This window comes from Aureitalea sp. L0-47, assembly GCF_026126405.1.
Taxonomy (GTDB): Bacteria; Bacteroidota; Bacteroidia; order Flavobacteriales; family Flavobacteriaceae; genus Pukyongia.
On sequence record NZ_JAFMTQ010000001.1, the window covers coordinates 428,779 to 453,132 of the forward strand.

Here is a 24,354-nt window from a genome sequence, read left to right on the forward strand (position 1 = left end):
GTAAAATGATTCTATATTTGCAGCAGCAAAAAATTGTGGATGAATAACAAAAGAAAGACCCTTTCTATCGGCCTTTTAATTGCCTTGGTTCTTATCCTCGACCAGGCGATTAAATTTTATGTAAAGACCTCCTATCCTTTGGATGGAGGCTTCAATATGTTCGGGCTGGATTGGGCGCAGATCAAATTCACTGAGAATTATGGAATGGCTTTCGGACTCGAATTCGGAGGCCGGGCGGGAAAGATATTCCTTGGGGTATTTCGTATTCTCGCAGGTTCAGGACTGTTGTATTACACCTTTAAATCTCTGAAGGATGACAAGCGATTTTCGTTTGTTATCTCACTGGCGTTGATAACGGCAGGAGCGATAGGTAATATTATCGACGGTTTGATCTACGGAGTGATCTTTTCGAGATCTACAACCCAGACTGTAGCCGAGTTTCTACCCGAGGATGGGGGATACAGCTCGTTCTTCGACGGGCACGTTGTCGATATGTTTTATTTCCCGATAATCGATACTTACTGGCCGGATTGGGTGCCATGGGTTGGGGGAGAAGTGTTCCGTTTCAACAATTATATCTTCAACTTTGCTGATCTTTCCATTACTATTGGGGTAATCTGGATAATATTTCTCGGAGCTTTTTCTAAAAAGTTCTCCTTATAATTTATCTAACCGCTAAAGTCGAAAAGAACCCCTCGGTATTCCCAAACCTTCCAGCAAAACAATAGCAGGAATACAAGAGTTGCAAAGAGTTTCATGAATGTGGATGCCAGGAATCCAATGAAAGAACCGAAAGCTGCTTTTAACGCCTTGGGGCCGTCCGTTTGGTTAAATGCCATTTCCCCTACGAGTGCTCCCAGGAATGGCCCGATCAGGATACCAAAGGGAATAGGAGCAATGATCCCGACAATGAGTCCGATAATAGTTCCCCAGGCACCCGCCCTGCTGCCGCCAAACTTCTTTGTTCCAATGGCCGGGATGATGTAATCCAGTATGTAAATCCCTATAGCAACTATCCCTGTAATGATAATAAAGGTCCAGTCGAATTCGATGGAAGGGGCCAGGTAAAGTACTATAAGCCCAAGCCAGCTAATAGGTGTCCCTGGGATCACGGGTAATATGCTTCCCAATATCCCGATGAGCATTAACAGTAAACCAACAACAAGTAATATGATATCCATACGAATACATTAGATGTTAAAATTACACTTCTGTTACAACTTTTTAACTAATAAATTAGTTTAAACTAAATATTTAGTTATATTTGAGTCCGTAAATCGTTCAATATGAAACAGCTCACTAAAGCAGAAGAGGACATCATGCAGATACTATGGGATCTTGGCGAAGCCAATGTAGCCGCCATTATAGAGGAACTTCCGGAACCCAAACCGGCCTATAATACGGTTTCTACCATAGTTCGCATCCTGGAAAGCAAGAATTTTGTGGATTATCGCAAGGCAGGCAGGGGTCATATTTACTTTCCGTTAGTGAAGAAGTCGGAATACAGTAACCAATCTATCAATAAACTGGTTGATGGCTACTTCCAGGGATCGTTTAAGAGCATGGTTTCATTTTTTATGAAGAAGAATGATATCAGTATTAATGAACTGGAAGCAATAATGAAGGAGATCAATAAAGACGAGAAATCATGACACATTTCATCATTCAGACCATAGCGTTCCAACTTTTATTTTTAGTGCTGTACGATCTATTTCTTCGGAAAGAGACCTTTTTTAACTGGAATCGTGTCTATTTGCTTATCACGCCCATACTCAGCCTGGTACTACCATTTATCCGTATCGGAAGCCTTCGGGAAGCAATTCCCATGGAATACACTTTTCAGTTGCCTGCTGTTATTGTGGGTAATGCCCCGGCAACCGAACAGATTGTAGAAACCGCGTTTCAGTTTCCCTGGATGCTGGTTTGGATTACTGGTGCTGCGCTAAGCACTCTATGGTTCACCTATAAATGCTTCAGAATAGTAAGAATTCGAAGAAGTTCTTATACAGAGTTGAATGCTGTTTCCGGTGTAAGAATAATTCCCCGCAGCGATACGGCTTTTACATTCTTCAATACCATTTACCTAGGAGAGAACCTTTCAGAAAAACAAAAAACACATATACTTTTTCACGAACGCATCCATGTGGAGGAGCGCCATACCTTCGATTTAATTCTATTCGAACTCCTGCGCATTGTATTCTGGTTCAATCCCCTGGTCTACATCTTTCAGAAACGCATATCGGCCTTGCACGAGTTCACTGCCGACCGAAAAGTTGCGAGGGCAAACGAGCGTAAGGCTTATTACCAGGAAATACTGTCACAGGTCTTTCAAACCGAATCAATTTCATTCATCAATACATTCTTTAAACATTCATTAATCAAAAATCGAATCATCATGTTACAGAAATCAAACTCAAAACGAATCTTCCAACTAAAATACCTAATGATCCTTCCCATTATATGTGGAATGCTCATATACACCTCCTGTGCTCAGGAGACCGAACCAGTTTCCACCAATGAAACCAATGATTTTGTGGCGGGTACAAACACCGATATCATTAACGATATTCAGGCACTTAAAGCATCGATAGCGGCCAAAGGGGATCTTTCTGAAGAAGAGCAAAAAGCCTTGAAATCCCTTTATACAAAGGCTTATGGGGATGTGGATAACACTGGTAACTTGCATTTCGACAGTAAGAACAACGGGCAGCAGAAACTGGCATTCGCCACAATTGATCGTGTGCCTACCTTTCCAGGTTGTGAAGGGCTTTCAAATGATGCATCAAAGAAATGTTTTACCCAGAAAGTAGCGAATTTCGTAGTACAGAACTTTAATACCAAAGTTTCCAAAGATTCCGAAATTTCGGGGAAACAGCGCATCATTGTTCATTTCAACATCACAGATACGGGCAAGATAGACAAGGTAAAGGCGAAGGCCCAGCACAGTGAACTTATCGATGAGGCGATTCGAGTTATTGAGACATTACCGGAAATGATCCCGGGAGAGCACAAGGGTAAGAAAGTTACCGTTGAATTCGCCTTGCCTATTATCTTCGAAATGGACGAATAGTAGGTTTTAGTGGTTAATAGACAGGCGGGAATCCACAGGTTCCTGCCTTTTTTAATGCATCCTTTTGGGTTAAATTTGTACTTTCGGACCGTAGCCGAATCGAATGAAAGTAGGACTTCCCATATTGAGTTTACTGTTTCTCCTTACATCATGCCAGTTTTTTGAGACTGAAAAGATATCTTCTGAAACATTTTATGAACAGGACATAAAGACCATAGATTGGAACGATGTTGATCAATATCCGGCGTTCCCTAATTGTACTGATCTAATTGACAAAGAGGAGCAGAAAAGATGTTTTAGTGATGAAATAAGAAATGCTTTGTCTGGTATTAAGAATGAAACTGCTATAGGATTGGATGCTACGTTCATCGATACGATTTGGGTGCGTTTACACGTTTCCGAAACTTCTAAATTAAGTGTGACCGAAATTGAAATGGACAGTTTACTAACTCGCTATTTTCCGAATTTCAAATCTGAAGTAATACGTCGGATCGATTCCCTTCAACTTGTTGAACCGGCCAATAAAAAAGGGGTTCCGGTTAAAACAGAATTCAGCCTGCCTATAGTGATTCAGACGCAGTAATTAAAGTCCGAATTTATATCCCACCGAGAAGTCTATTGGAAATTCCCCATTGCTGTCCACACCAACACCAACAATATCGTTATAGGTGATGAACAATTGTCCGCTGCCTAACTGAATATCGGCACCTATCCCAAATGTTCCCGGTACGTTGAGATCACCACCCGAAGCAGATTGGATGAAGGTAGTGGTCATTCCATCGACTGTGGTTGTAACCTCAAAATCTCTTTCGGAATAGGTATAAGCAACAAACTTACCATTCACGAATACATCCACCGTTTCCGATTTGATGAACTTAAACCGGTAGTTCAGTGAGAATTGAGAGGCATTGTATGTGAAGTCGCTGTTTTCGAAGGTTTGCTTAAATCTAAGCACCACCGAATGCCTCCTGAGTTTCACCTCGTCTACCAGTTCCAGGTCGGCACCTGCGGTAAACAAGGTCGCGTTTTCGGTATTTTGGGTGAATATTGCATTCGATACACCTACAAAGGGCCCAAGTCTAAGTTTAAGGTCTATGTTTTCCGTGGAATCATCGTAGGAAGCATCCACTCGCTTATTATAACTTCGGAAATAATTGCGAAGGCTGGCGAGGGTCAATTTGGTTTTATCCACATCTCCCTGGGAATCCCTTGTGAACAAACGAAGCACATCCTTGTATTCCTCGCTATAACCCGAATCGGTTCGTGTGTTCTTCAATTCGGCTATGTCATTACCTTTTTTGATGAAATAGCGATATTCATCGTCGATCACATTCCAAAGGAGTTCGATAGTACCGTCCACTTCTGTCTGGAGTGAATAGGACTCACCGTCTACGGTATATTGCTGCTGACTAAATGTAAATGTGCAACTCGCCAGTACAAAGCTGAATATAAGGAGTAGGCGTTTCATATGGGCTAGATTTGATTCGGTTAAAGGTAAAAAAAATATTGAATTAGCGTTTGAAATCCCGCCCTTTCCAGCGGTAACCACCAAACAGGCTCCTAACTGCTATGTAACTGGAAATGAAAGGGTAAACCAGGCCAACTAAAAATACGCGCTTTCTGCTTATTCCCGGACGCAGACTTTCGGCACTATCCGTCGCAAACCAATCGTCAAAAACCAGTTTAATAAACCAAAATAAAAGGTATTCCAGTATAAATTCACGATTAAAGAGTGGGAAATATACCAGGCCGACGATTAACCATAAGTTCATTAAAAGAATGAACAAGCCCGTCCATTTAATTTGCTTGCCTTTCATCTTGGTAGTTTTGGCAGCCCATCGAATACGCTGGGCGAGCATATTTCCGAAACCCTTTACTGGAGTGGTAATAACCGTATGTTCGGGGTCTTTCAGAAAAAAGACCTGCCCATTAAAAGACTCCCGGAATTTTTGCATCAGGAAGACATCATCGCCACTGGCCATGTTATTGTTGCCTTCAAAACCGTTTACCTCTAAGAATGCATCCCTGGAATAGGCAAAGTTGGCACCGTTACAGAGCATAGGACGATTCCAACCAAAACTACCTTTGGTTATTCCCTGTAACGCCAGCATTTCGAATTTCTGGTATTCAGAGAAAAAATCCTTGCTTTCTTCAACAAATACCTGTCCGCAGATCATCAGCGGTTGTACTGTGCTTACTTTATGGCTGAACCCAACCAACCAGTTCACTGGGACCTTGCAATCGGCATCCGTAGTTACAATCCAGTCGAATTTAGCCTGTTTCACTCCGGTTGTGACTGCGTCCTTTTTAGGTGAATTACTTATTCGCTCAGGTGTAATTATTTGCCAGTTAATATCTTTCTTTTGAAGAGTTTGTTTAATTATCTGCCTGGAATTGTCTGTAGAATCATCGTCAACGAGCAACAATTCGAATCGGTCCGATGGATAATCAAGGTTCAAAAGTGACTGGAGTAAGATTGGTAAATTGTTTTCCTCGTTCCTAAAGGCTACTACAATTGAAAATTGTACGGTGTATTCCGCATTTCGGTAAAAGAGGGTTTTCACTTTATAATCCCCCAAACGATGCCATAAGAGAATTGCGGAATAAACCAATAACAAAAATATTCCTGCGACTATCATGTTGATGCCAGTTTGAATTGTCCAACATAGAAGCTGCCCAAAACCGCCGGGAACACAAAATTTAGCAGCCACATGGCAGTCACGGTGCAGAGCACCGGGATCTCGTTGTATCCGGCCATCGAAAACAACCAAAGTGCCACCCCGCCTTTAATAGCTACTTCAGTAAAGAAAAAAGATGGCAGGACCGAAGCTATAAGATACATCGCAGTGATTAGAGGAATCGATTGGCTCAATCCAATTTCTATTCCGAAGAAAACCAGTAGCAGGTAAAACAAACTTGCAAATACTATGTACCTAAATAAGGATAAAAGGACCACACGGGACCTTACCTCAAGAGAAATGCTTGTGATGAATTTCAATAGCTTTTGTATTGTAAGTCCCCGTATTAAAAGTTGTTTTTTTCTGAATGCATAACCGAAAACCAGCAGCAAAAGTACGATTGTGAGAATTAAAAGTGGTTTCCATGCAGGAATATCGATTTGGTAGCGAAAAACAAAATACAGTAAACCCGGTATCCCGAAGAGGAGGGTAGCGAACATCTGGGAAAGGTTGGAAAACAAATTCAGTACCATGACCTTCTTTCGTTCTTCCTTGTGAAAGTACAATGCTTTCACCCCGTATTCCCCTATGCGGTTTGGAGTCCAGAGGCTGGCACTTAAAGCGGATAAACAATGCCTGGCTGATTCCCTGAAATTGATTTTCCGAATTGGGCTTACTATCGTTCGCCATTTAGTGATTTCCAGTAACCAATTGCAACCGGCAACTAATATGAATAGTAGGATGTAGGTGAGATTCTGTCCCGAAAGAGCAGTGCTGAAAGTTTCCCATGCGGTTCTATCCAGGGACGAGAGCCTATTGAAAATAAACCAGAAGGTAGCTCCAAGTATCAAAACTTTTAGGGCAATCAACCCATAATGCTTAGATTTGTTGGAAAGCGGCCTCATCTATGGCTAAAGTAGTGAATTCGGAAAAGATTATACTCGGGATCGATCCCGGAACTACCATTATGGGTTTTGGTCTCATTAAAGTGGTAGGTAAGAAGATGCAGTTCCTGCAACTGAACGAACTTCAGCTGTCGAAATACGACAATCACTATGTACGACTTAAGCACATCTTCGAACGCACAGTAGAGCTAATCGATACCTTCCACCCGGATGAAATAGCCATTGAAGCGCCCTTTTTCGGAAAGAATGTGCAGTCTATGCTCAAACTGGGCAGGGCGCAGGGTGTTGCCATGGCGGCAGGGCTTTCCAGACAGGTGCCAATTACCGAATATTCCCCTAAGAAGATCAAAATGGCGATCACTGGCAATGGAAACGCCTCCAAGGAACAGGTAGCCAAAATGCTACAGAGCCTTTTAGAACTAAAGGAACTTCCGAAGAACCTCGATAGTACCGACGGACTCGCCGCTGCAGTTTGCCATTTTTACAATGCCGGAAAGATTCAAACGGGGAAAAGCTACACAGGATGGTCGGCCTTTGTTAAACAGAATGAAGACAGGGTGGATTAAGGCGAAACAATGGGTATTTACATTCACATTCCGTTTTGCAAACAGGCCTGTCATTACTGTGACTTTCATTTCTCGACATCACTGAAGAAGCGTGCCGATATGATAGAAGCCATTTGCAAAGAACTATTCCTTCGGAAGGACGAGCTTGAAGGCCCTATTGAAACCATCTATTTCGGGGGTGGTACTCCCAGTTTACTTACTTCTGAAGAGATTCAGCAGATCTTCGACTCTATCTATAAATATTTCAAGGTTATCGATTCTCCTGAAGTCACTTTGGAAGCCAACCCGGACGATCTGTCGATTGAGCGAATTCGTGAAATTGCAAGTTCACCCGTAAACCGACTGAGCATAGGAATACAGTCGTTCTTTGAACAGGATCTCAAACTCATGAATCGCGCACACAATGCGAAAGAAGCCACTGCATGTATTTCCGAAGTAAAAAAACATTTCGATAATTACAGTATCGATCTTATCTACGGTATCCCGGAGATGAGTGAAGAACGATGGAATGAGAATCTCGACAAAGCCCTGGAATTCGATGTGCCCCACCTCAGTTGCTATGCCCTTACCGTGGAACCCCGAACAGCCCTGAAGAAATTCATTGAGAAAGGTCTGGTTCCTCCGGTAAGCGATGAGCTTGCCCAGTCGCACCACCAACTTTTAGTGGAAACCCTGGAGACCCACGGATATGAGAACTATGAATTTTCCAATTTTGGGAAACCGGGTTACTTCTCCAGGAACAATATGGCCTATTGGCACGGAAAGCCCTACCTGGGAATTGGCCCTTCGGCTCATAGCTACGATGGAGATGTGCGAAAGTGGAATATTGCCAACAACACTAAATATATCAAGGCGATCACAGAAGGTTCATTGGCAGTAGAAACCGAGCGTTTGTCCAAAAGGGACAAGTACAACGAATATATAATGACACGCCTGCGAACCGCAACCGGAGTTGTATGGAAAGAGGTGGAAGCTTCCTTCGGTAAACCGTATTTTAAATATCTCGGGGAACAGGCACAGCCACATCTGGAAAGTCACCTCTTGTTTTCTGATGGGGAAATTTTAAAAGTCACCAAAAAAGGAAAATTCCTTACGGATGGAATTGCGGCTGATTTATTCTTAGTAAATTTAGAATCTTGATTATTCAGGAAAGTAGAAGCTGAGCATGATAGCGTCATTGGTACATAACAACATCACCTACAGAGTGGACCTGTCCAAACCGCTGGATATTTCTATTCCATTAAGCGGAACTTCGAAAAATCCTGTTGCCTGGTACCTGGAAAAACCAGTGATCGAGGCGGTAGAGCAGGAAGACTGGACGGGAAGCGTAGCCAAGGGAGCATCGGTGAATTTCAACAACATCAAATTCAATCCACATGCACATGGAACCCATACCGAATGCGTAGGACACATCACCGAAGAGTTCTATTCGGTTCAGAAAGCGCTGAAGCAATATTTTGCAATAGCGAGAGTGATCACCGTGGCCCCTGAACTGAAAGGAACGGATATGGTGATCTCACGTAAACAACTCTCGAGTATTCTAAGCGGTGATTCTCCGGATGCATTGGTGATCCGGACCCTGCCGAATACTTCTTCCAAACGTTCCCGGAAGTATTCTAATACCAACTGGCCTTATCTCGAAGAAGGCGCAGCAAACTTCATTCGAAAAATAGGAGTGGAACACTTATTGATTGATTTGCCCTCGGTGGACAAGGAGAAAGACGATGGAAAGTTAAAAGCACACAAAGCTTTTTGGAATTATCCGGAAGCGCCCAGGATGAATGCAACCATAACGGAATTCATCTATGTGTCCAATCGTATCAACGACGGCACCTATTTGTTAAATATTCAAACGGCCCCGTTCGTGAACGATGCCACACCCAGTAGGCCAGTATTGTACAAGATCATGTCCATCTAACGATAAAATTTATGGAATACCTTTTTTTAGGACTAGCCATAGGAGCCATTCTGGCCTACTTCGTGTTTGTTCGGTATAATGCCGGGAGACGCAAGAAACGCTCAAATGCACAATCGGTTGTTCTTATGGAACGGATCCGAACAGTTTTCAAACTGGTTACGGTTGAAGGTGATTTCTCCGAAATCTATCACTATGAGAACCTGAAGAGCAAATGGGTTAACCTGCTGCTTGGAAAGAAGAAAGCCCTGGTGGTAATAGAGGCGAAAGCCTATGTGGGTTTTGATCTGAGCCAGTTAAAGATGGAGTCGGATGTTCAAACAAAAACCATCAAACTGAGTAATTTCCCACAACCAAAACTGCTTACCGTAGAAACGGATTTCAAGTATTACGATAAAAAAGACGGTTGGGCTAATCCCTTTACGGCATCCGATCTTACCGAGATCAACAAAGAAGCAAAAAACCACATTATTGAGAAGGTTCCGGGGAGCGGATTACTCGAGGAAGCGTCCAAACAGGCTATGGAAACCATTCAGCTAATTGAGAAACTTGTAGAGACAATTAATTGGAAATTAGATTATTCTGACTTATTATTGGGTCAAAATGACCCAAATTTACTATCAGGTTCCAATGAAACGACTTAGCCTCTTCCTTTGCTTGCTGATCGGTTTAATTACCTATGCTCAGGATTATTCTCGTGTGGATGCCACCATCGAATTATACCCTGAGTCCTTCGAGGACATCGAAGATCTATCGGCCATGATCACACGTGATTTTGCAACCGACGATGAGAAGGTACGGGGGATCTACACCTGGATCATTAAGAATGTAGCTTACGATCCGGACGAGTACAAGAAATTCAACTACAATTTCAAGAATTACCGCGAGCGGAATTCCAAAGAGGAAAAAGTACGTGAGCAAACTATCAAACGCACCCTGAGTGAAGGAGTAGCCGTTTGCGAGGGGTATGCAATGCTGTTCGAAAAACTCTGTAGTATGCAGGGGATCAGTAATTATCTCGTACGAGGTGATATTAAGACCCATTTCAATGATATTGGACGCCCTTTCAAAAAGATTCACATGTGGAATGTGGCAGTGATAGATGGACAGGGGTATTTGTTCGATCCTACCTGGGGTGCCGGTAAATACCAGGGGAAATTCATAAAAGAACCCAGCTATTTCTATTTTAAAACAGCACCGGAATTATTCATAAATACCCACTATCCCGAATTGCAGGAAGATACCTTCCTGGGGTCCATGGTACCGAGGGAGGTCTATGCAAACTGGCCGCTCATTATTCAGAAAGGAATGTCACAGGACGATATCGAAATGCCACTTTCGGGTATTATCAGCACTGAAAATAGTCTTGGGCAGATCGACTTCGGGATTCGTTGGAATGAGCCAGTAGAAGTTGCTTATTCCTTCGGAAAGGAAAAAGTGAAGATAGATTCGGAGAACGACAACGGAATACTTCGTTTTACAGTTCCGTTCGAACTGGGACTGCGGAATTTATTAATATACTTCAATGATAAACCGGCTCTTGCTTATAAAGTGAAGTAGATGCATTTAGAAGAATTCCGAGATTATTGCCTTGCCAAAAAAGGAGTTACAGAGTCCTTTCCTTTTGATGAGCACACCCTTGTCTTTAAGGTCATGGGAAAGATGTTCGCACTCACAGGCCTGGAGCGTGTTCCGCCTCAAGTAAACCTCAAATGCGACCCGGAACGGTCTGCCAGTTTGCGTGAAGAATACGACGGCCTCATCTTCGGAGCGTTTCATATGAGTAAACTGCACTGGAATACTGTGGAGATAGCAAGTAATGTGCCGAGGAACCTGATCTACGAACTAATTGATCATTCCTATGAGCTGGTGGTTGCCGGGCTTACTAAAAAATTGAAGGAAGAATTAAAGAACCTATAATCTCAAACTTCAAAACTCAAAATACAAATCACAAATAAATCTCAACTTTCAATCTCCAAATATCAATAGACCTGTTGGTTCGTTTATTCATGGATTTGTTTATTTGGGACTTCTAACTTCTAACTTCTAACTTCTGACTTTAAACTTTCAACTCCTACCCACAAGAAGTGTCCGAAATAATTTTCCACTCCCCATCGATCTTTCGGAAGATGATCATAAAGATTCCCTCGGCATCGCCTGCGTCACGGGTAAGATAGTATCTTCCCATAACGTAGTAACTTTTCGTTTCGATTGGGGAGATCTCCTCGATCTTGAAATTGAGTGTTCCGGTATTACTTTTATCCGGGTATCCTTTTTTGTACCGTTCCAGGGTTTGCTCCCAGCCGTGGGTCACACCACTCTTTCCGAAGAATTTTAAAGAATCACTCTTCCAGTAACCTTCCATAAATGCTTCCAGGTCGAAATTGTTCCAGGCTTCTTCCTGCTGTTTCATCACCTCGAGGATGGCCGCTTCGTCCGGTGACTGGGCATGGATAGTAATTGTGAAAAGTGCGAATAGTACGAATAGATATTTTTTCATGAAGTGATATTTTCAGAATAAATATACTATTTCAAATACCAACCTCCTAGAAGTCCTTTCTACGTGCAACTCTTCTTATGAACCAAACCGGGATAAGCACCCATAAGGCAAGGACACCGATAGACAGGAACATTCCGAAGTTGGTTCCGAAGAATTTTTGAAATATGGCGCCTGTGTATCCCATCAAGGCTGAAATGTCTAGTTTTAGTAATATCAACACCCGGGACAGGTCGATAGGGTTGAACATGGTTGCCGAGAGAGAAAAAGTGTCCAAGGGATAGTCTTCGAAGATCATCAGTGACATCAGGAAGATCCCATCGTAGATCACAGCCATAAATAGCCAAAGCAAAATAGCATAACCAAATCCTTTGATCCTGTTCTCGTTACGTAAGGCGATATTGAAGGATAAGGCGGTAAATATGAAGGTGAGGAAAGCACCTGTTACTAACAGCAAACCGAAATCCCAGATGGCATCCGACATAAAAATTCCATACGCTATAAAAGGAATTCCAAGCCCTACAACAAGGCTCATAGACAACGAGAGGGCCACTCCAAAATACTGTCCTAAGAAAATAGTAGACCGCTTAATCGGCTGTGCCAGCAATAACCCGGTAAACTCTTTCGAATTGTAGTAATACATCACCCCGAAGATCGTACCTATGAGGGGGGTTAGAATGATGATTACGTTCATGAGGGTAATAACAGCTTTGGAGACGTTATTGTTCAGAAATAACAGCACGAACCCTAACAACAGATAGAAGACGAAGTATACATAGCTCCAGCGGCTACGCATGAGATCGTAAAAGCTGTATTTAAGTATCTTAAGCATAGGATTGTGTTAGGATGGACGCGATGGCGTGTTCGAAATCGGGTTGTTCCGTCTTCTTTTTTAATTCTGAAATAGTCCCATTGAAATAGATCTTTCCTTCCAGTAGAAACACGATCTCCTCCGCCACCTCCTCCACAAAACTCATAATGTGGGAGGTGATAACTATGGTTTTTCCTTTTTTCTTTTCTGAATTTATCAACTCCTTTAACCGCAGAAGCGAAATAGGATCGAGACCGGAAGTAGGCTCATCCAGGATGATCAACGGACTGTTGAACATAAAGGTTAAAAGGATGTTTACTTTCTGCTTTGTTCCACCTGAAAGGGTTCCTAACTTCTTGTTTAAGAAGGGTTCCAGTTTAAAGAGTTTGATGAGCGGTGTATCTTCGGCCTTTTTTTGCTTCCGAAGGTCCTTGATCATACCTATCAGTTCCTTTACCGTAAGATTGTGAGGGAAGTTAGCGATCTGGGGCAGATAGTCGATGGAATCCCTGTATCTCCATTTTTTCAGTATCGATTCGCCGTTCAGTTTGATGTCCCCATTGTTAGGCACAACCATTCCAAGGATACTTTTAATGATTGTAGTTTTCCCGGATCCGTTTGGTCCGAGTACGGCCACGATCTTTCCCTCTTGAATTTCCAGATCTACACCTTTGAGCACCTCGTTCTTCCCGAACTTCTTATATAGCTGGCTAATTTCTATCATGTGCGAATGGTTTCATCTTAGGGAATTGGTCTACCAGGTTATCCGGTGTAAAAACAGGAGAAACTTTTTCAGAAAAATCAATGATATCCACAAACAAACTCCGTAATAGGATTATAGCCTCGGGAGTGTTGTTCACGACATAGGAAAACAATTTCACAGGCCGGTAGGGAATGTCGCCGATCCCATCCTTGTCCAGGTCATAGCCCGCGTAATTGCTCCAGTAATTGTTCTCGAATTTATTGTCGTTCAGCCTGCTGTTGTAGGAGAGGTCGAAGGAGTTGAAAAGAAAATTATTTTCCAGGAAAAGATTGGTATAGCAAGCACCACGTGATTTTATGGCCCATCCATTCCCTATGAAATCATTTCCTTTATAGGTAACCCGATTCGAACCTTCGATATTGATGCCTACCGTGTTATCTTTGAAGGTATTTCCAATGATCTCGGAATCGTTGATCTCTTTCAACAACATACCATAGGAAGCCGTACCCCAGTTGTCCTGGAACACGTTGTTGTGCATGGTGATCTCCTTCGAAAACATCACCGCCACCCCGGCGCCATTGTTCTCAAAAGTGTTATTAGAGTAAACATCGTTGTTTGAGAACATAAAATGGAGGCCGTACCTGATGTTGTTTACGCTTTTGTTATTCCGAATGGTACAGTTATTTGCAAATTCCAGGTATATGCCGTCCCGAACACGAGAGATAGTGTTGTGTTCTATCTCGATGTTGTTGCTATACCATAATTGGATGCCATTACCCGAATTGTATTCCTCTTCGGCGTCGCCTAAAATATTGTTGTGGTAGATTCTGCCATTGTTGGATTTCTCCAGGTATATTCCGAAGAATAACTTCTCAAGCACCAAATTCTGAAGCAGAAAGTTCTCACTCCTGGTCACTCGGACCGCTGCGTAATCTTTAGTATAGCTGGTGCCAACATTGATAATGAACAGCCCATCAATGGTAACGTCATCCGAAACGATGGTGATAATCTCACCCTTGAACTCACCATCGATCAAGGGATAATTCTCACCTTTTAGTACAAGCGGCTTGTCTATGCGGATATCTACTTCTTTATAGGTTCCTTTCTGAACCAGGACGGTGTCGTAGGGAGCTGCCTTGAGAATCCCTTCCTTGATCGTTGAAGCCTCACATTTCTTGCAAACACGAATAGTTTCGGCTTGAAGCATGCCTGTGTGTGGGACAATAAAAAATATGCAGATATATACGAAGATCCAATTCAAAACGAGGGTTCCTTAATCAATGTTACGACAAATAATTAATATTCACAGACTGTCCTGAGTTTCGAGAAATAACTAGCGAATAATTAGGAATTTAGATGGGCTATGAGCATGCACTTCATGAGGCTCTTCCGCGGGAAAAGTGAAGGCATCACCTGTTGTGAGTATGATATTTTTCTTCTGAATTTTAAACTCGAATGTGCCTTCTAGTACAATCAGAAGTGCATCACGAGGAGAAGTATGCTCAGGAAAGTCAACTCCCTCATCCATGGCGATCAACAAGGTCTCGGCAGTGTTGTTTGTCCATAGTTTTTGAACTTTGAGACCTTCAAAAGTGCTATCTTTTATTCTAGTATCTATTGAGTACATATTACATTTCTTTGAAGTATACTAATAATTCATCCCAGGTATATAACTCGCCGGTTTTATTCTGAAGTAGGCCATCTGCTTCCTCTTTGTTTGAAGTGGCCGACAAATTTGCTCCCATCGGACTGGGCATGTCTTCAGAAATTATAAAAGTGGCCGAAGTTGCATCGATCAGGCTTTCAGGTTCATTGTAGTCGGTAACCAGCAGCATCCCGATACTCTCTTCGTCTACACCATTGAGATAATTGACCAAGCATTCGGCAGCGTCGAAATTGTAGGTCTTGCCTTTATCGTTTACAAATTGAGCTGCATGCTGTTTGTCTACTATGGTCATTCTACAAAAATGACAGGACTGTTCACCATAGACGATTTTTGATGATCCTAACGTGCAGGAAAGGAGGAAAGCACATAGTGGTATAATCAATATTTTTTTCATGATGTTTGAACTTCTCTTGGTTTTCTGGCGACTGCTTTATGGTTTTTCCAACCAATTACATAAGCAACCACAGTTAGCATCATTCCAGTAAACATCATCCATCCGCCGGTAGAAGGTAAGGAGGTTACATCGAAATTCAACATTTTGGTATGTCCGAACAAAGGTGGTTTGTAAGTCATTGGGGTTCCGTCCGGATTTGCAAGTTTCATTATAGCATTTGGGTCCAAATTAGTACCGTAATCCACCATCCAGGCATTAAAATCGTACATACCTAAAACACCTAAAATGGACATCACAATGAACCAACCCAGGAACCATTTGTAATTAACTTTTTTAAGATACCCAAGCACTCCGATTAATACTCCCAGGCCTATCATTATGCCTATGACAATTGGAAAAGTGCTAAACTCCCACATTTCTTCCGGTTTCGGTAGGGTCTTCATCCCGATATAGTGGTTCAGACCATCGATATTCTGAATGTCGAATTCGTTGACTCCCCTTATACCATTGATATGAATGTTCATGCCCAGTGGATCAGGATACTGAGGTGCACCCAACATGATGGTCCATAATGGGAATACATACAAACCCAACAACATCAGCGGACCAGCTATCATAATAATACTAGCTTTTTTCATCGAAATTTAATTAAGGATATGAGCGATTTTGTGCTTAGCGATAGTAATTTTTTGAGAGAGAAGGCGGAAGTAATGTCACTTCCGCCTTCTTGGAAATATGGTATTAATCACTAATCAATAGATATTTCCATATCAAAAACAATCTAATCTTCACCTAGCGACCATGAAAGTTCGATATTGCTAGATGCTGGTGATACCCGCACATACCCTTGCATTTCCTGGTGTAGTGCGGAACAGAAATCGGTACAATAGAATGGCCAAACTCCAACTTTCTTTGGTTCCCAAAGTGATGTTTTAGTTTGCCCTGGCATAATAAGTATTTCTGATGTGTTCTGACCAATCATCGAGAATCCGTGAGGAACATCGAAATCCTGTTCGTGGTTAGTTATATGGAAGTACACTTTGTCACCGACTTTAATTCCTTCGATATTGTCTGGAGTAAAGTGGCTTCTGATGGTGCTCATATAAATATGTACCACGTTTCCGTCACGTTCTACTCTTGCTTCCGATGGATTTGTAACCGCATACGGGTGTTTGTTTTCATCCAGACGATAGATCTTCTGTGAATTGGAGGCCAACAACTCCGCCGGACATCCTGCTGCATAATGAGGTTCACCATGGGTTGGGAAATCATAGATCAATTGCATTTTATCGCCCGAGATGTCATATATCTGCGCTGAGTGTTCCATTTCCGGTCCAGTTGGCAGATAACGGTCCTTTGTGATCTTATTCATGGCAACAACATATTTACCAAATGGCTTACGAGAGTTACCTCCAGGAATCATCAAGTGTCCAACAGAGTAATACGTTGGTTTCCTATCGATGACTTCCCAGGTTCCCAATTCCCATTTTACAACTTCAGAAGAGATGAAGAATGTAGTGTAAGCGTTGCCCTTGCCGTCAAATTCGGTATGCAATGGGCCTAATCCGCCACTTTTAACTACACCCGCCATCACATCCTCGTATTGGAGAATAGGAATACCGTAGGCTTCACCGTCAAACTTCTTGTTTGCTATGGCGTCCAGCATTTTGGTAAAGGAGTGGATCGTAAGATCTGCTGAGAGTTTACCGGCTCCGATTATATATTCACCGGATGGGTCAACATCACATCCGTGAGGGGATTTCGGAGTTGGAAGGAAGAAAACGGCATCAGGAACTTTTGTAGGATCCACCGTTAAAACTTCATTTTTCATAGTGGAAGTTCCGGTATGAGTATGCTCATCATACACATTGTGAGCATAGTTTGTGGCCATCTTGGTGCCACCACCGTTATTCACATACTCTTCTATCTTTTTCCAGTTAATTGCCGCGATAAAATCCTTGTCGTTTTGCGACGAATTCACTTCCATAAGTGAATTAGCCTCCTCCGTATTATAAGTACTGAAAAAATGCCACCCGTGAGATTCTCCTCTTCCGGGGTGGGACAGGTCATAATTGAAACCTGGCATCATCACTTGAAATTTCAGGTCCATCCGACCATTTTCAGGATCTACGCTTATAAAGCTCAATGCACCTTTGAAGTTCCCTTTGTATTCTTTAATCGACATGTCCCTTTGTGGAACAGGAACAGAAAAACGCGTTCCCGCTATCACATATTCTGTATTCTCTGTAATAAAAGCAGAACTGTGATTACCGGCACTGTTAGGGATCTCAATGATCTCTTCGGTTTCGAATGTTTTCAGGCTTACGCGTGCGATCCTGGGAGTATTGTTCCCGTTTACGAAGATCCAACGACCATCAAGTTCACCGTTTGTTTGTGAAATGTCAGGGTGGTGAAGGTCATCCCAGGGGATAAATCCGTGAGAGGTATTCAACATTGGTTTGGTTTCTTCTGAATATCCGTACCCAGACGTAGGGAATTGTGAGAATACCGGAATTTCCTTGAACATTCTTCCGGATGGTAATCCGTAAACAGTAAGGTTTCCACTGTACCCTCCGGATAGGAAGGCGTAGAATTCATCTTGTTCTCCCGGAGCAACATATACTTTTTCTGCTGCACTGGAAGACAATGCTCCATTACCTGAATTAGTGCCCTGATTACACCCTGCCAGCATTACGGCAAGAGCCACTAGGCTGCCAAATAAATATTTAATTTTCTTCATTGTGATATTTTTTGATTAGTGTTAATTAGACGGTGGCAAGATCACTGCATCAACGACATGCACTATACCATTACCGGCAGGTACGCTTGCTACAATTTTTGCTCCTCCTACATATACGTCACCATCTTTAACTTCAACGGTGGTATTCAGGTCACTTGCCTGACCAAGTTTTTTGAACTTTTTGAGAAAATCCTTTGAATAATTACCGGGAGTTACGTGATGCTTTAGGATCTTAGCTAGTGTCTCTTTATTTTCAGGTTTCAAAAGGTTTTCAACTGTGCCCTCTGGAAGGGCATCGAAAGCTGCATTGGTAGGAGCAAAAACCATTAATGGTCCTGCATTCACCAAAGCATTCTCAAGGTCAGCAGCCTGTACAGCCGCAACCAGGGTGGTATGATCTGGCGAACCAATGGCAATTTGTAATACATTAGGCACCGACTCATCGTCCTCGATAAAGGCCTGTCCTTGCTCTTTAATTTCCGAAGTTGTGGTTGTATTTGTCTCAGTAGAATCTTTTTTGGTCTCGTTCTGACATCCGAAAAATAATAATAGAGCAAAACAAGCACCTAGTGCAATGTTAAGATTAGTTGTTTTCATAATATATTTTGCTATAAGGTTCTGAAATATTCTAGTATGTCTCTGGCCTGTTCAAATGTCATGCTCTGATTCGCCATAGCCGCCCCATTGAATTCTACAAGAAGGTCTTTGGCGCAGCGATCCTGTTCTACCATTAACTGTGGGTCTAGTATCATGTTCATGATCCATTCCGGACTTCTTCGTTCCATGATACCCTTGGGAGAAGGACCAATAAAGCGCTTGTCAGTTTTATGGCAGGCGGTACAGTTAGTTTTAAATATTTCTGCACCTCGTGCTGCCATTTCCTGGTTGATTTCCGGATCTAGAGGGAGGTCCTTAACCTCTCCTACACCTTTATTGTCCAGTGTGATTCGCTCCGAAGCCGGTACTTCGTCGGAGGCCGAACCGGACTTCTCGGGTTCTTTTTGCACCTCCTTCTTAGTGCTGCTTAACTTAATTTTATCGTCTTTTTTTTCTTCCTTGCCCCCACAACTAAGTAGTAAGGCTGCAAAAAAGAGTAACAGTAGTTTAATAGGTAGTTTCATATTAGATTGTGTTTGATTTTAAAGCTCAAAAGTATTCCCTGGGAGGCTGAGAAAAAATGACAATTATCATATAAAAAGATAATTTTATCTTTTTATAATTATCTATATTTGTTTCCTCTGAATATCATTTAAGGAATGTTAGCTAATTCGTCCAAATATGCCGTTAAAGCGGTGCGATACTTAGTCAATAATGCGTCCGGCTCATCCAAGCAGTCTGTAAAGGATATTGCAGGTGAAATTGACGTGCCAAAACCCTTTTTATCCAAGTTGCTTCAGCAGTTGTCTTCTAAGAACCTGATATCCTCTACCAAAGGTCCTGGAGGGGGGTTTTACATCACCGATGAACAGATGGAACATTCGATTTTGAATGTAATTGTTGAAGTGGAAGGTAAGGACAGGTTAAAACAATGTGCCCTGAACCTGGAAAATTGTGATGATATTAATCCCTGTTGCATTCATCACCTTATTGCTAAACAGAAAGAAGCATTGCACAGGGCATATTTTGAAATAAAGATCAAAGACCTGAAATCTTAGTTCCAATGTTTCCAAATTCGTAAAAGCGCATTACATTCGTGTTTAATTTTCCTTCACCATGACGGATGTAACCATTCTTACCGATAGGCGCTATTATCTTCCGAAGAAAATTACACCTTACATCCGGAATATCCTGGATGAGTCTAACCTCCTGAAAGACGCTCTTGAACAATGCGGTCTAACTGTAGAGCGAACCTATTGGGACAACCCCGATTACAACTGGTCGCAGACGAGGGCCGTGGTGTTCAGAACGGTGTGGGACTATTTTGAGCGTATCGATGAGTTCAGGGAGTGGCTTGTGAAAGTAAATTCAAAAACAAAGCTGATCAATTCCTTAAACCTTGTAGAATGGAATATAGACAAGCATTATTTAAGAGACTTGAAGGGTAATGGGATCGATATTGTACCCACTGTGTTTGTAGATTCAGGCTCCTATCGGTCGCTGGTAAACGTTTGTGCGGAAACCGGTTGGAAACACATCGTGATCAAACCGGCAGTCTCGGGAGCCGCCTTTCATACCTACAAGATCACCAAAGAAGAGATTCCTACCAGGGAAACACTGTTCAAAAAACTGGTTTCCGAAAGAGATATGCTTGTACAACCTTTTATCTCAACTATTCCAGACAGGGGAGAGGCTTCTTTGATGGTTTTCAACGGTGAGTATACACATGCCATTCTAAAGAAGGCCAAGCCAGGCGACTTCAGGGTGCAGGACGATTTTGGCGGTACAGTGCATCCCTATACCCCAACTAAGTCGGAAATAGAATTTGCCAATTCGGTCTTTGCCGCATGCGACGAATTACCTGCCTATGGGCGAGCAGATATCGTTTGGGATGAGGCGGGGAATCATTTGCTTTCGGAGCTAGAGATCATCGAACCCGAATTGTGGATCAGGAATCACCCGCCTGCCGCTGTTCCTTTTGCTGAAGGGATCAAACGAAGGCTGGAATCATAGTTCCTTAGCCGAGGGTAAGTATTCTTCGAAAATCAGGTCGGGATTCGGACATAATTTCGTCCATCTGTCCAATTCCGAAGGAAAAGCAACCCCATTAAAATTCTCGGTATTCCCCAGAAGGTCCGTGATCAACTGAAAATGCAGATGCGGCACCCAATGTCCGTTTTCATTTTCATCACCAATAAAGCCGATCTGCTCTCCTTTCTTCACTTCGCTATTTGCAGGTGAAAGTGACAGGGAGGAACCACTCAAATGCCCGTAAAGCGTATAGAACGCGCCCAAATCCAGCTCGTGTTTCAGTACCAGAGTCGGACCGTAGTCCTTGTGAATATCGTTGTTATGTGAAATAACCACTTTTCCATCGAAAGGTGCATGAACTGGTGTTCCTGCCGGGATCCAGAAGTCTGTACCCAGGTGAATGTTCCGGTATTCGGTGGTTCCATTGACCGTGCGTTCGAATGCAGGGGTGTTGTAGAAGGCACGTTGTTCCAGATAACCATTGGCTAGTAGTGCTCCGTGGTTTTCTTTCTGAAATAGTTCGAGACGTTTTGATGCTTTTTCAAGATCTTCATGGTCGGGGTCATCTTCGAAGAAACCTCCCGAAATACTCATGTTGGGCGCTACGACTCTGTCAAAAGATAAAGTTGGGAATACAATATCTAGTGATATCTTTTTAGGGGATACTATCATATTCATTTTTGTAGATTGCAATATGCGCTGTGGTATTCTTTACTATTTGCCGAACTAAAACTTCCATTCGTCTACACATAAGTGCTATTAATCGAAAGAAAAGCGTCGGGCAGCTCTTGGTAATCGTTATTCCGTAAAAATAATGGCATTTTTGTAAATAAAACAAGCCAATTTTGAAACTAAAATCGTTAACAGTATTATTGATCGAAGATGACCAGATCGAGGTTATGAAGTTGAAGCGAAGCATTAAGCAACTGGGACATACTCATAAAGTGGTTGAAGCCAAAAATGGGGAAGATGCGTTACAGCAACTAACCTCGGGGAATGTTCTGCCCGATATCATTTTACTCGATCTAAATATGCCAAAAATCAACGGGATTGAATTCCTCAAAATCTTAAAGGAAGACGCCAAATTACGTTATATTCCAACTGTAATTCTTACAACTTCAGAGAACCGGACCGATTTATTGGCTTGTTATGAGGTTGGGATAGCGGGCTATATTTTGAAACCTCTGAAATATGAAGATTATTTAAAAAAAATAGATTGTACCTTGCAGTACTGGAGCGTTAATGAATTAATAAGTAACTAAATGAAGGGTATAATATTTACAGAGTTCCTGGACCTGGTAGAGACCAAATTTGGGATCGAAATGGTAGATAAAATTATTTCGCAATCGGAGCTTGAATCCGGAGGAGTATACACATCGGTTGGCACTTACGATTTCGGTGAAATGCTTCAGTTAGTAACACATCTTAGCAACAATACGGATATCGCTCCGGACGACCTTCTTCTTGTGTACGGAGAACATTTATTTAGTGCACTCCGGAAAAGTTATCCAGAACTTATAGAAAGCTATAAGAACCCATTGGATCTCCTCGCCTCCATAGAGAATCATATTCATATCGAAGTTCGGAAGATCTACCCTGATGCGGAACTTCCTACATTCGAGGTTCTCGAACGCACGGAAGACAAACTTGTTTTACTGTATAAGTCCAGCAGAGCCTTGTATAGCCTTGGCCTCGGTCTTATGCAGGAAACATTTGCCCATTTCAACACAACCTACAATATCGAAATGCAGAAATTGAACGAAGAGGGAACTGAAGTTCGATATTCTATTCTAAGCCATGCAGTCCAATGAAATCGAAATACTCAAGCGATCGGTAGAACGGGAACGTGCTGCTAGGAAACAAGCTGAACGAATACTCGAGTCTAAATCGGCAGAACTATTTCAGCGCACTACCGAATTAAAGGTAGCAAACGACAAGCTTGAGCAGCTTGTTTCGCGCCAAACATCCGAACTACAGGGGGTATTCGAGAATATTGTAGATGCCTATGTAGTTATGGACCTCGAGGGTAATGTACTCAAGATGAACAACCCGGCTGAAGAATTGCTGGAACATTCACTTGTACAAGAACCTTTGAATCTTAATTCTATGGTGCATCCTGAGGATGCTGAAAAAGTATCACATTACTTCGCAGTCCTGGTCCAGGATGGATCGATCACTGACGCAGAGATTCGAATAAAAACTGTATCAGGGCACATCAAATTGGTGCATATAAACGCAAGTATGATCTTCGATAAGGCGGACAAACCCATAGGTGCCCAGGGAATTGTTCGCGATATTACCTTAGCTCGCCGGGAACATGAAAAATTGATGGAATCGGAGTCCCGACTATCTAAACTTATCGCCAACCTGGATAGTGGGGTTTTGCTTGAGGACGAAAATCGAAATATTGCCCTTACCAATCAACAGTTTTGCGATCTATTCAAAATACCGGCTCCTCCAGAAGCCCTTATTGGGCAGAACTGTGAAAACGCAGCAGAGCAGAGCAAACATTTATTCAAGGATCCAAAATCTTTTGTTCTTAGTATCGATGAGCTACTGGCAAATCGAAAAACCGTTCTGGGTGAAGAATTGGTAATGGATGAAGGTCGAATTCTGGAACGGGATTACATCCCAATTTTTATAGATGAAGTTTATAAGGGCCATCTCTGGACTTATCGTGATATTACATTAAAGCGAAAGTATCGGAAGAGCATAGATGCGCAACGTCAGAAATACTCCGGGATCATCGCAAATATGAATCTTGGACTTTTGGAGGTAGACAATGATGATGTTGTTCAGATGGTCAATCAGCGCTTCATTGAAATGAGTGGCTATTCGGAAGCCGATCTCTTGGGTAAAAAAGCCAGTGACCTTCTACTTGATAAAAATGAGAAAGAAAAGATCTGGAAAAAGAACAGCGAACGATCTAAAGGGACCGCTGATTCTTACGAGATCCAGGTGATCACAGGGAATGGTGAACAGCGATACTGGCTTATTAGTGGAGCCCCAAATTACAATATCAATGGTGAACTAATTGGATCCATCGGGATACATTTGGACATAACTGAACTCAAGGAACTCGAACTTCAAAAAGAGAGTCTCGTAAAGAAATTAGCCAAAAGTAATAAAGAACTTGAAGAATACGCTCATGTGGTGAGCCATGACCTGAAATCACCACTACGGAGTCTCTACGCCTTGACAAGTTGGCTGAGGGAGGAGAATGAAGGCGAATTCTCGAAAGAATCACTGTCCTACCTGGAGCTTATAGAGCAAACGCTGGAAAAAATGGAAAAATTGATTTCCAATGTACTCCTGTATTCCAGTGTTACTTCGGAGGATGATAAAGTGTCCCGAGTAAATTTGGATGAGATTGTCCGGCAACTTATCTCTTTGATCCATGTCCCCGATCATATCGAGGTCTCAATAAAAAAGAAGCTCCCAAAGGTGATAGCAGACGAGACTCGGATGCAGCAATTATTCCAGAATTTATTGAGTAATGCCATTCGGTATAATGATAAGGAGAAGGGAGTTGTTGAAATTGACTACCAAATCCAAAAAGGTATGTACCAGTTTTGTGTGAGGGACAACGGAATTGGGATTAAAGAAGCGTACCTGGATAAAATCTTTGGTATGTTCCAGCGACTCGATAATGATGAATCTTCAACCGGTATTGGACTTTCGATCGTGAAACGGATTATTGAGCTCTATGGTGGAACTATCTGGGTGGAAAGTGAGCCCACAAAAGGAACGACCTTCTATTTTACATTACCAAAACCTTAGT

The 24,354-nt window shown here is 42.3% G+C and carries 30 protein-coding genes; 15 read left to right on the forward strand and 15 right to left on the reverse strand.

Annotated elements, in window-relative coordinates; all coding sequences use genetic code 11:
* The first annotated feature begins 39 nt into the window (after positions 1-39).
* Positions 40-663 (forward strand): lipoprotein signal peptidase, encoded by a 624-nt coding sequence (locus tag J1N09_RS01860; protein ID WP_265197692.1) that lies wholly within the window; start codon positions 40-42, stop codon positions 661-663.
* A 5-nt stretch (positions 664-668) separates the two neighbouring features.
* On the opposite strand, the gene J1N09_RS01865 is transcribed toward J1N09_RS01860, so the two are convergent.
* Positions 669-1,181, reverse strand: a complete 513-nt coding sequence (locus tag J1N09_RS01865) for a DUF456 domain-containing protein (RefSeq protein WP_265197693.1) — start codon at positions 1,179-1,181, stop codon at positions 669-671.
* A gap of 105 nt (positions 1,182-1,286) precedes the next feature.
* Between J1N09_RS01865 and J1N09_RS01870 the strand changes: the two genes are divergently transcribed.
* The 3 genes from J1N09_RS01870 to J1N09_RS01880 all read left to right on the forward strand — a co-directional run bounded on the left by J1N09_RS01870 (position 1,287) and on the right by J1N09_RS01880 (position 3,653).
* Complete coding sequence (locus J1N09_RS01870) at positions 1,287-1,652, forward strand: BlaI/MecI/CopY family transcriptional regulator (RefSeq protein WP_265197694.1); 366 nt, start codon at positions 1,287-1,289, stop codon at positions 1,650-1,652.
* Positions 1,649-3,070, forward strand: a complete 1,422-nt coding sequence (locus J1N09_RS01875) for a M56 family metallopeptidase (RefSeq protein WP_265197695.1) — start codon at positions 1,649-1,651, stop codon at positions 3,068-3,070. The genes J1N09_RS01870 and J1N09_RS01875 overlap by 4 nt, the downstream gene beginning before the upstream one ends.
* Positions 3,071-3,173: 103 nt before the next feature.
* Positions 3,174-3,653: a hypothetical protein gene (locus J1N09_RS01880; protein ID WP_265197696.1), complete on the forward strand. Its 480-nt coding sequence runs from the start codon at positions 3,174-3,176 to the stop codon at positions 3,651-3,653.
* Here J1N09_RS01880 and J1N09_RS01885 read toward each other — a convergent pair whose 3' ends face one another.
* The 3 genes from J1N09_RS01885 to J1N09_RS01895 are packed head-to-tail and all read right to left on the reverse strand — an operon-like array spanning position 3,654 to position 6,617.
* Complete coding sequence (locus J1N09_RS01885; RefSeq protein WP_265197697.1) at positions 3,654-4,538, reverse strand: hypothetical protein; 885 nt, start codon at positions 4,536-4,538, stop codon at positions 3,654-3,656.
* Between the two features lie 43 nt (positions 4,539-4,581).
* Positions 4,582-5,709, reverse strand: a complete 1,128-nt coding sequence (locus tag J1N09_RS01890; protein WP_265197698.1) for a glycosyltransferase family 2 protein — start codon at positions 5,707-5,709, stop codon at positions 4,582-4,584.
* Positions 5,706-6,617, reverse strand: coding sequence for a flippase-like domain-containing protein (locus J1N09_RS01895; RefSeq protein WP_265197699.1), 912 nt, complete (start codon positions 6,615-6,617; stop codon positions 5,706-5,708). Before J1N09_RS01895 ends, J1N09_RS01890 begins: the two co-directional genes overlap by 4 nt.
* 50 nt (positions 6,618-6,667) lie before the next feature.
* Here J1N09_RS01895 and ruvC point away from each other — a divergent pair, with 50 nt between their 5' ends.
* Genes ruvC through J1N09_RS01925 form a run of 6 tightly spaced genes read left to right on the forward strand, consistent with a single transcriptional unit; the run spans position 6,668 to position 11,054 of the window.
* Complete coding sequence (ruvC, locus tag J1N09_RS01900; protein ID WP_265198105.1) at positions 6,668-7,219, forward strand: crossover junction endodeoxyribonuclease RuvC; 552 nt, start codon at positions 6,668-6,670, stop codon at positions 7,217-7,219.
* Positions 7,220-7,228: 9 nt separating this feature from the next.
* A complete protein-coding gene (gene hemW / locus J1N09_RS01905) occupies positions 7,229-8,359 on the forward strand; it encodes a radical SAM family heme chaperone HemW (RefSeq protein ID WP_265197700.1) in 1,131 nt (376 codons plus the stop codon).
* 25 nt (positions 8,360-8,384) lie between these two features.
* Complete coding sequence (locus J1N09_RS01910; protein ID WP_265197703.1) at positions 8,385-9,137, forward strand: cyclase family protein; 753 nt, start codon at positions 8,385-8,387, stop codon at positions 9,135-9,137.
* Positions 9,138-9,148: 11 nt separating this feature from the next.
* Positions 9,149-9,778: a DUF4230 domain-containing protein gene (locus J1N09_RS01915; RefSeq protein ID WP_265197704.1), complete on the forward strand. Its 630-nt coding sequence runs from the start codon at positions 9,149-9,151 to the stop codon at positions 9,776-9,778.
* Complete coding sequence (locus J1N09_RS01920) at positions 9,765-10,694, forward strand: transglutaminase domain-containing protein (RefSeq protein WP_265197705.1); 930 nt, start codon at positions 9,765-9,767, stop codon at positions 10,692-10,694. Before J1N09_RS01915 ends, J1N09_RS01920 begins: the two co-directional genes overlap by 14 nt.
* On the forward strand, positions 10,695-11,054 hold the full coding sequence (locus tag J1N09_RS01925; RefSeq protein WP_265197706.1) for an MmcQ/YjbR family DNA-binding protein: 360 nt from the start codon (positions 10,695-10,697) through the stop codon (positions 11,052-11,054).
* Between the two features lie 154 nt (positions 11,055-11,208).
* On the opposite strand, the gene J1N09_RS01930 is transcribed toward J1N09_RS01925, so the two are convergent.
* The 10 genes from J1N09_RS01930 to J1N09_RS01975 all read right to left on the reverse strand — a co-directional run bounded on the left by J1N09_RS01930 (position 11,209) and on the right by J1N09_RS01975 (position 19,066).
* The gene (locus J1N09_RS01930; protein ID WP_265197708.1) at positions 11,209-11,634 is read right to left on the reverse strand and encodes a YybH family protein; all 426 of its coding nucleotides are present in this window, start codon (positions 11,632-11,634) and stop codon (positions 11,209-11,211) included.
* Positions 11,635-11,680: 46 nt separating this feature from the next.
* The gene (locus tag J1N09_RS01935) at positions 11,681-12,463 is read right to left on the reverse strand and encodes an ABC transporter permease (protein ID WP_265197710.1); all 783 of its coding nucleotides are present in this window, start codon (positions 12,461-12,463) and stop codon (positions 11,681-11,683) included.
* The gene (locus J1N09_RS01940; RefSeq protein ID WP_265197712.1) at positions 12,456-13,166 is read right to left on the reverse strand and encodes an ABC transporter ATP-binding protein; all 711 of its coding nucleotides are present in this window, start codon (positions 13,164-13,166) and stop codon (positions 12,456-12,458) included. Before J1N09_RS01940 ends, J1N09_RS01935 begins: the two co-directional genes overlap by 8 nt.
* The gene (locus J1N09_RS01945) at positions 13,153-14,352 is read right to left on the reverse strand and encodes a nitrous oxide reductase family maturation protein NosD (protein ID WP_265197714.1); all 1,200 of its coding nucleotides are present in this window, start codon (positions 14,350-14,352) and stop codon (positions 13,153-13,155) included. Before J1N09_RS01945 ends, J1N09_RS01940 begins: the two co-directional genes overlap by 14 nt.
* A gap of 126 nt (positions 14,353-14,478) precedes the next feature.
* On the reverse strand, positions 14,479-14,772 hold the full coding sequence (locus J1N09_RS01950) for a cupin domain-containing protein (protein ID WP_265197715.1): 294 nt from the start codon (positions 14,770-14,772) through the stop codon (positions 14,479-14,481).
* 1 nt (position 14,773) lies between these two features.
* Positions 14,774-15,205, reverse strand: coding sequence for a nitrous oxide reductase accessory protein NosL (locus J1N09_RS01955; protein ID WP_265197716.1), 432 nt, complete (start codon positions 15,203-15,205; stop codon positions 14,774-14,776).
* The gene (locus J1N09_RS01960; protein ID WP_265197718.1) at positions 15,202-15,843 is read right to left on the reverse strand and encodes a hypothetical protein; all 642 of its coding nucleotides are present in this window, start codon (positions 15,841-15,843) and stop codon (positions 15,202-15,204) included. Before J1N09_RS01960 ends, J1N09_RS01955 begins: the two co-directional genes overlap by 4 nt.
* Before the next feature lie 143 nt (positions 15,844-15,986).
* Positions 15,987-17,945 carry a Sec-dependent nitrous-oxide reductase gene (gene nosZ, locus J1N09_RS01965; RefSeq protein WP_265197719.1) on the reverse strand — a complete coding sequence of 653 codons (1,959 nt, stop codon included), beginning with the start codon at positions 17,943-17,945 and terminating at the stop codon, positions 15,987-15,989.
* Positions 17,946-17,966: 21 nt separating this feature from the next.
* A complete protein-coding gene (locus J1N09_RS01970) occupies positions 17,967-18,542 on the reverse strand; it encodes a fasciclin domain-containing protein (RefSeq protein ID WP_265197720.1) in 576 nt (191 codons plus the stop codon).
* An 11-nt stretch (positions 18,543-18,553) separates the two neighbouring features.
* Entirely contained in the window at positions 18,554-19,066 is a 513-nt protein-coding gene (locus J1N09_RS01975) for a cytochrome c (RefSeq protein WP_265197722.1), read from the reverse strand.
* Between the two features lie 135 nt (positions 19,067-19,201).
* Between J1N09_RS01975 and J1N09_RS01980 the strand changes: the two genes are divergently transcribed.
* Positions 19,202-19,600, forward strand: a complete 399-nt coding sequence (locus J1N09_RS01980) for an RrF2 family transcriptional regulator (RefSeq protein ID WP_265197724.1) — start codon at positions 19,202-19,204, stop codon at positions 19,598-19,600.
* Positions 19,601-19,658: 58 nt separating this feature from the next.
* Positions 19,659-20,555, forward strand: a complete 897-nt coding sequence (locus tag J1N09_RS01985; protein WP_265197726.1) for an ATP-grasp domain-containing protein — start codon at positions 19,659-19,661, stop codon at positions 20,553-20,555.
* Here J1N09_RS01985 and J1N09_RS01990 read toward each other — a convergent pair.
* Positions 20,550-21,245, reverse strand: a complete 696-nt coding sequence (locus J1N09_RS01990) for a peptidoglycan DD-metalloendopeptidase family protein (RefSeq protein WP_265197728.1) — start codon at positions 21,243-21,245, stop codon at positions 20,550-20,552. The two genes, J1N09_RS01985 and J1N09_RS01990, sit on opposite strands and share 6 nt — an antisense overlap.
* Before the next feature lie 173 nt (positions 21,246-21,418).
* Between J1N09_RS01990 and J1N09_RS01995 the strand changes: the two genes are divergently transcribed.
* Genes J1N09_RS01995 through J1N09_RS02005 form a run of 3 tightly spaced genes read left to right on the forward strand, consistent with a single transcriptional unit; the run spans position 21,419 to position 24,353 of the window.
* Positions 21,419-21,835 (forward strand): response regulator, encoded by a 417-nt coding sequence (locus tag J1N09_RS01995; protein ID WP_265197729.1) that lies wholly within the window; start codon positions 21,419-21,421, stop codon positions 21,833-21,835.
* Positions 21,836-22,384: a heme NO-binding domain-containing protein gene (locus J1N09_RS02000; protein ID WP_265197731.1), complete on the forward strand. Its 549-nt coding sequence runs from the start codon at positions 21,836-21,838 to the stop codon at positions 22,382-22,384.
* The gene (locus tag J1N09_RS02005; RefSeq protein ID WP_265197733.1) at positions 22,371-24,353 is read left to right on the forward strand and encodes a PAS domain-containing sensor histidine kinase; all 1,983 of its coding nucleotides are present in this window, start codon (positions 22,371-22,373) and stop codon (positions 24,351-24,353) included. Before J1N09_RS02000 ends, J1N09_RS02005 begins: the two co-directional genes overlap by 14 nt.
* The last annotated feature ends 1 nt before the right edge of the window (position 24,354 follow it).

Bases quoted from the DNA above. Each gene is read 5' to 3' on its own strand.
- J1N09_RS01960 (WP_265197718.1), bottom strand. From the start codon at position 15,843: ATGAAAAAAGCTAGTATTATTATGATAGCTGGTCCGCTGATGTTGTTG.
- J1N09_RS01940 (WP_265197712.1), bottom strand. From the start codon at position 13,166: ATGATAGAAATTAGCCAGCTATATAAGAAGTTCGGGAAGAACGAGGTG.
- J1N09_RS01885 (WP_265197697.1), bottom strand. From the start codon at position 4,538: ATGAAACGCCTACTCCTTATATTCAGCTTTGTACTGGCGAGTTGCACA.
- J1N09_RS01975 (WP_265197722.1), bottom strand. From the start codon at position 19,066: ATGAAACTACCTATTAAACTACTGTTACTCTTTTTTGCAGCCTTACTA.
- J1N09_RS01920 (WP_265197705.1), top strand. From the start codon at position 9,765: ATGAAACGACTTAGCCTCTTCCTTTGCTTGCTGATCGGTTTAATTACC.
- nosZ (WP_265197719.1), bottom strand. From the start codon at position 17,945: ATGAAGAAAATTAAATATTTATTTGGCAGCCTAGTGGCTCTTGCCGTA.
- J1N09_RS02005 (WP_265197733.1), top strand. From the start codon at position 22,371: ATGCAGTCCAATGAAATCGAAATACTCAAGCGATCGGTAGAACGGGAA.
- J1N09_RS01990 (WP_265197728.1), bottom strand. From the start codon at position 21,245: ATGATAGTATCCCCTAAAAAGATATCACTAGATATTGTATTCCCAACT.
- J1N09_RS01935 (WP_265197710.1), bottom strand. From the start codon at position 12,463: ATGCTTAAGATACTTAAATACAGCTTTTACGATCTCATGCGTAGCCGC.
- J1N09_RS01925 (WP_265197706.1), top strand. From the start codon at position 10,695: ATGCATTTAGAAGAATTCCGAGATTATTGCCTTGCCAAAAAAGGAGTT.
- J1N09_RS01930 (WP_265197708.1), bottom strand. From the start codon at position 11,634: ATGAAAAAATATCTATTCGTACTATTCGCACTTTTCACAATTACTATC.
- J1N09_RS02000 (WP_265197731.1), top strand. From the start codon at position 21,836: ATGAAGGGTATAATATTTACAGAGTTCCTGGACCTGGTAGAGACCAAA.
- J1N09_RS01890 (WP_265197698.1), bottom strand. From the start codon at position 5,709: ATGATAGTCGCAGGAATATTTTTGTTATTGGTTTATTCCGCAATTCTC.
- J1N09_RS01865 (WP_265197693.1), bottom strand. From the start codon at position 1,181: ATGGATATCATATTACTTGTTGTTGGTTTACTGTTAATGCTCATCGGG.
- J1N09_RS01950 (WP_265197715.1), bottom strand. From the start codon at position 14,772: ATGTACTCAATAGATACTAGAATAAAAGATAGCACTTTTGAAGGTCTC.
- hemW (WP_265197700.1), top strand. From the start codon at position 7,229: ATGGGTATTTACATTCACATTCCGTTTTGCAAACAGGCCTGTCATTAC.
- J1N09_RS01980 (WP_265197724.1), top strand. From the start codon at position 19,202: ATGTTAGCTAATTCGTCCAAATATGCCGTTAAAGCGGTGCGATACTTA.
- J1N09_RS01945 (WP_265197714.1), bottom strand. From the start codon at position 14,352: ATGCTTCAAGCCGAAACTATTCGTGTTTGCAAGAAATGTGAGGCTTCA.
- J1N09_RS01955 (WP_265197716.1), bottom strand. From the start codon at position 15,205: ATGAAAAAAATATTGATTATACCACTATGTGCTTTCCTCCTTTCCTGC.
- J1N09_RS01870 (WP_265197694.1), top strand. From the start codon at position 1,287: ATGAAACAGCTCACTAAAGCAGAAGAGGACATCATGCAGATACTATGG.
- J1N09_RS01985 (WP_265197726.1), top strand. From the start codon at position 19,659: ATGACGGATGTAACCATTCTTACCGATAGGCGCTATTATCTTCCGAAG.
- J1N09_RS01970 (WP_265197720.1), bottom strand. From the start codon at position 18,542: ATGAAAACAACTAATCTTAACATTGCACTAGGTGCTTGTTTTGCTCTA.
- J1N09_RS01910 (WP_265197703.1), top strand. From the start codon at position 8,385: ATGATAGCGTCATTGGTACATAACAACATCACCTACAGAGTGGACCTG.
- J1N09_RS01860 (WP_265197692.1), top strand. From the start codon at position 40: ATGAATAACAAAAGAAAGACCCTTTCTATCGGCCTTTTAATTGCCTTG.
- J1N09_RS01880 (WP_265197696.1), top strand. From the start codon at position 3,174: ATGAAAGTAGGACTTCCCATATTGAGTTTACTGTTTCTCCTTACATCA.
- J1N09_RS01875 (WP_265197695.1), top strand. From the start codon at position 1,649: ATGACACATTTCATCATTCAGACCATAGCGTTCCAACTTTTATTTTTA.
- J1N09_RS01915 (WP_265197704.1), top strand. From the start codon at position 9,149: ATGGAATACCTTTTTTTAGGACTAGCCATAGGAGCCATTCTGGCCTAC.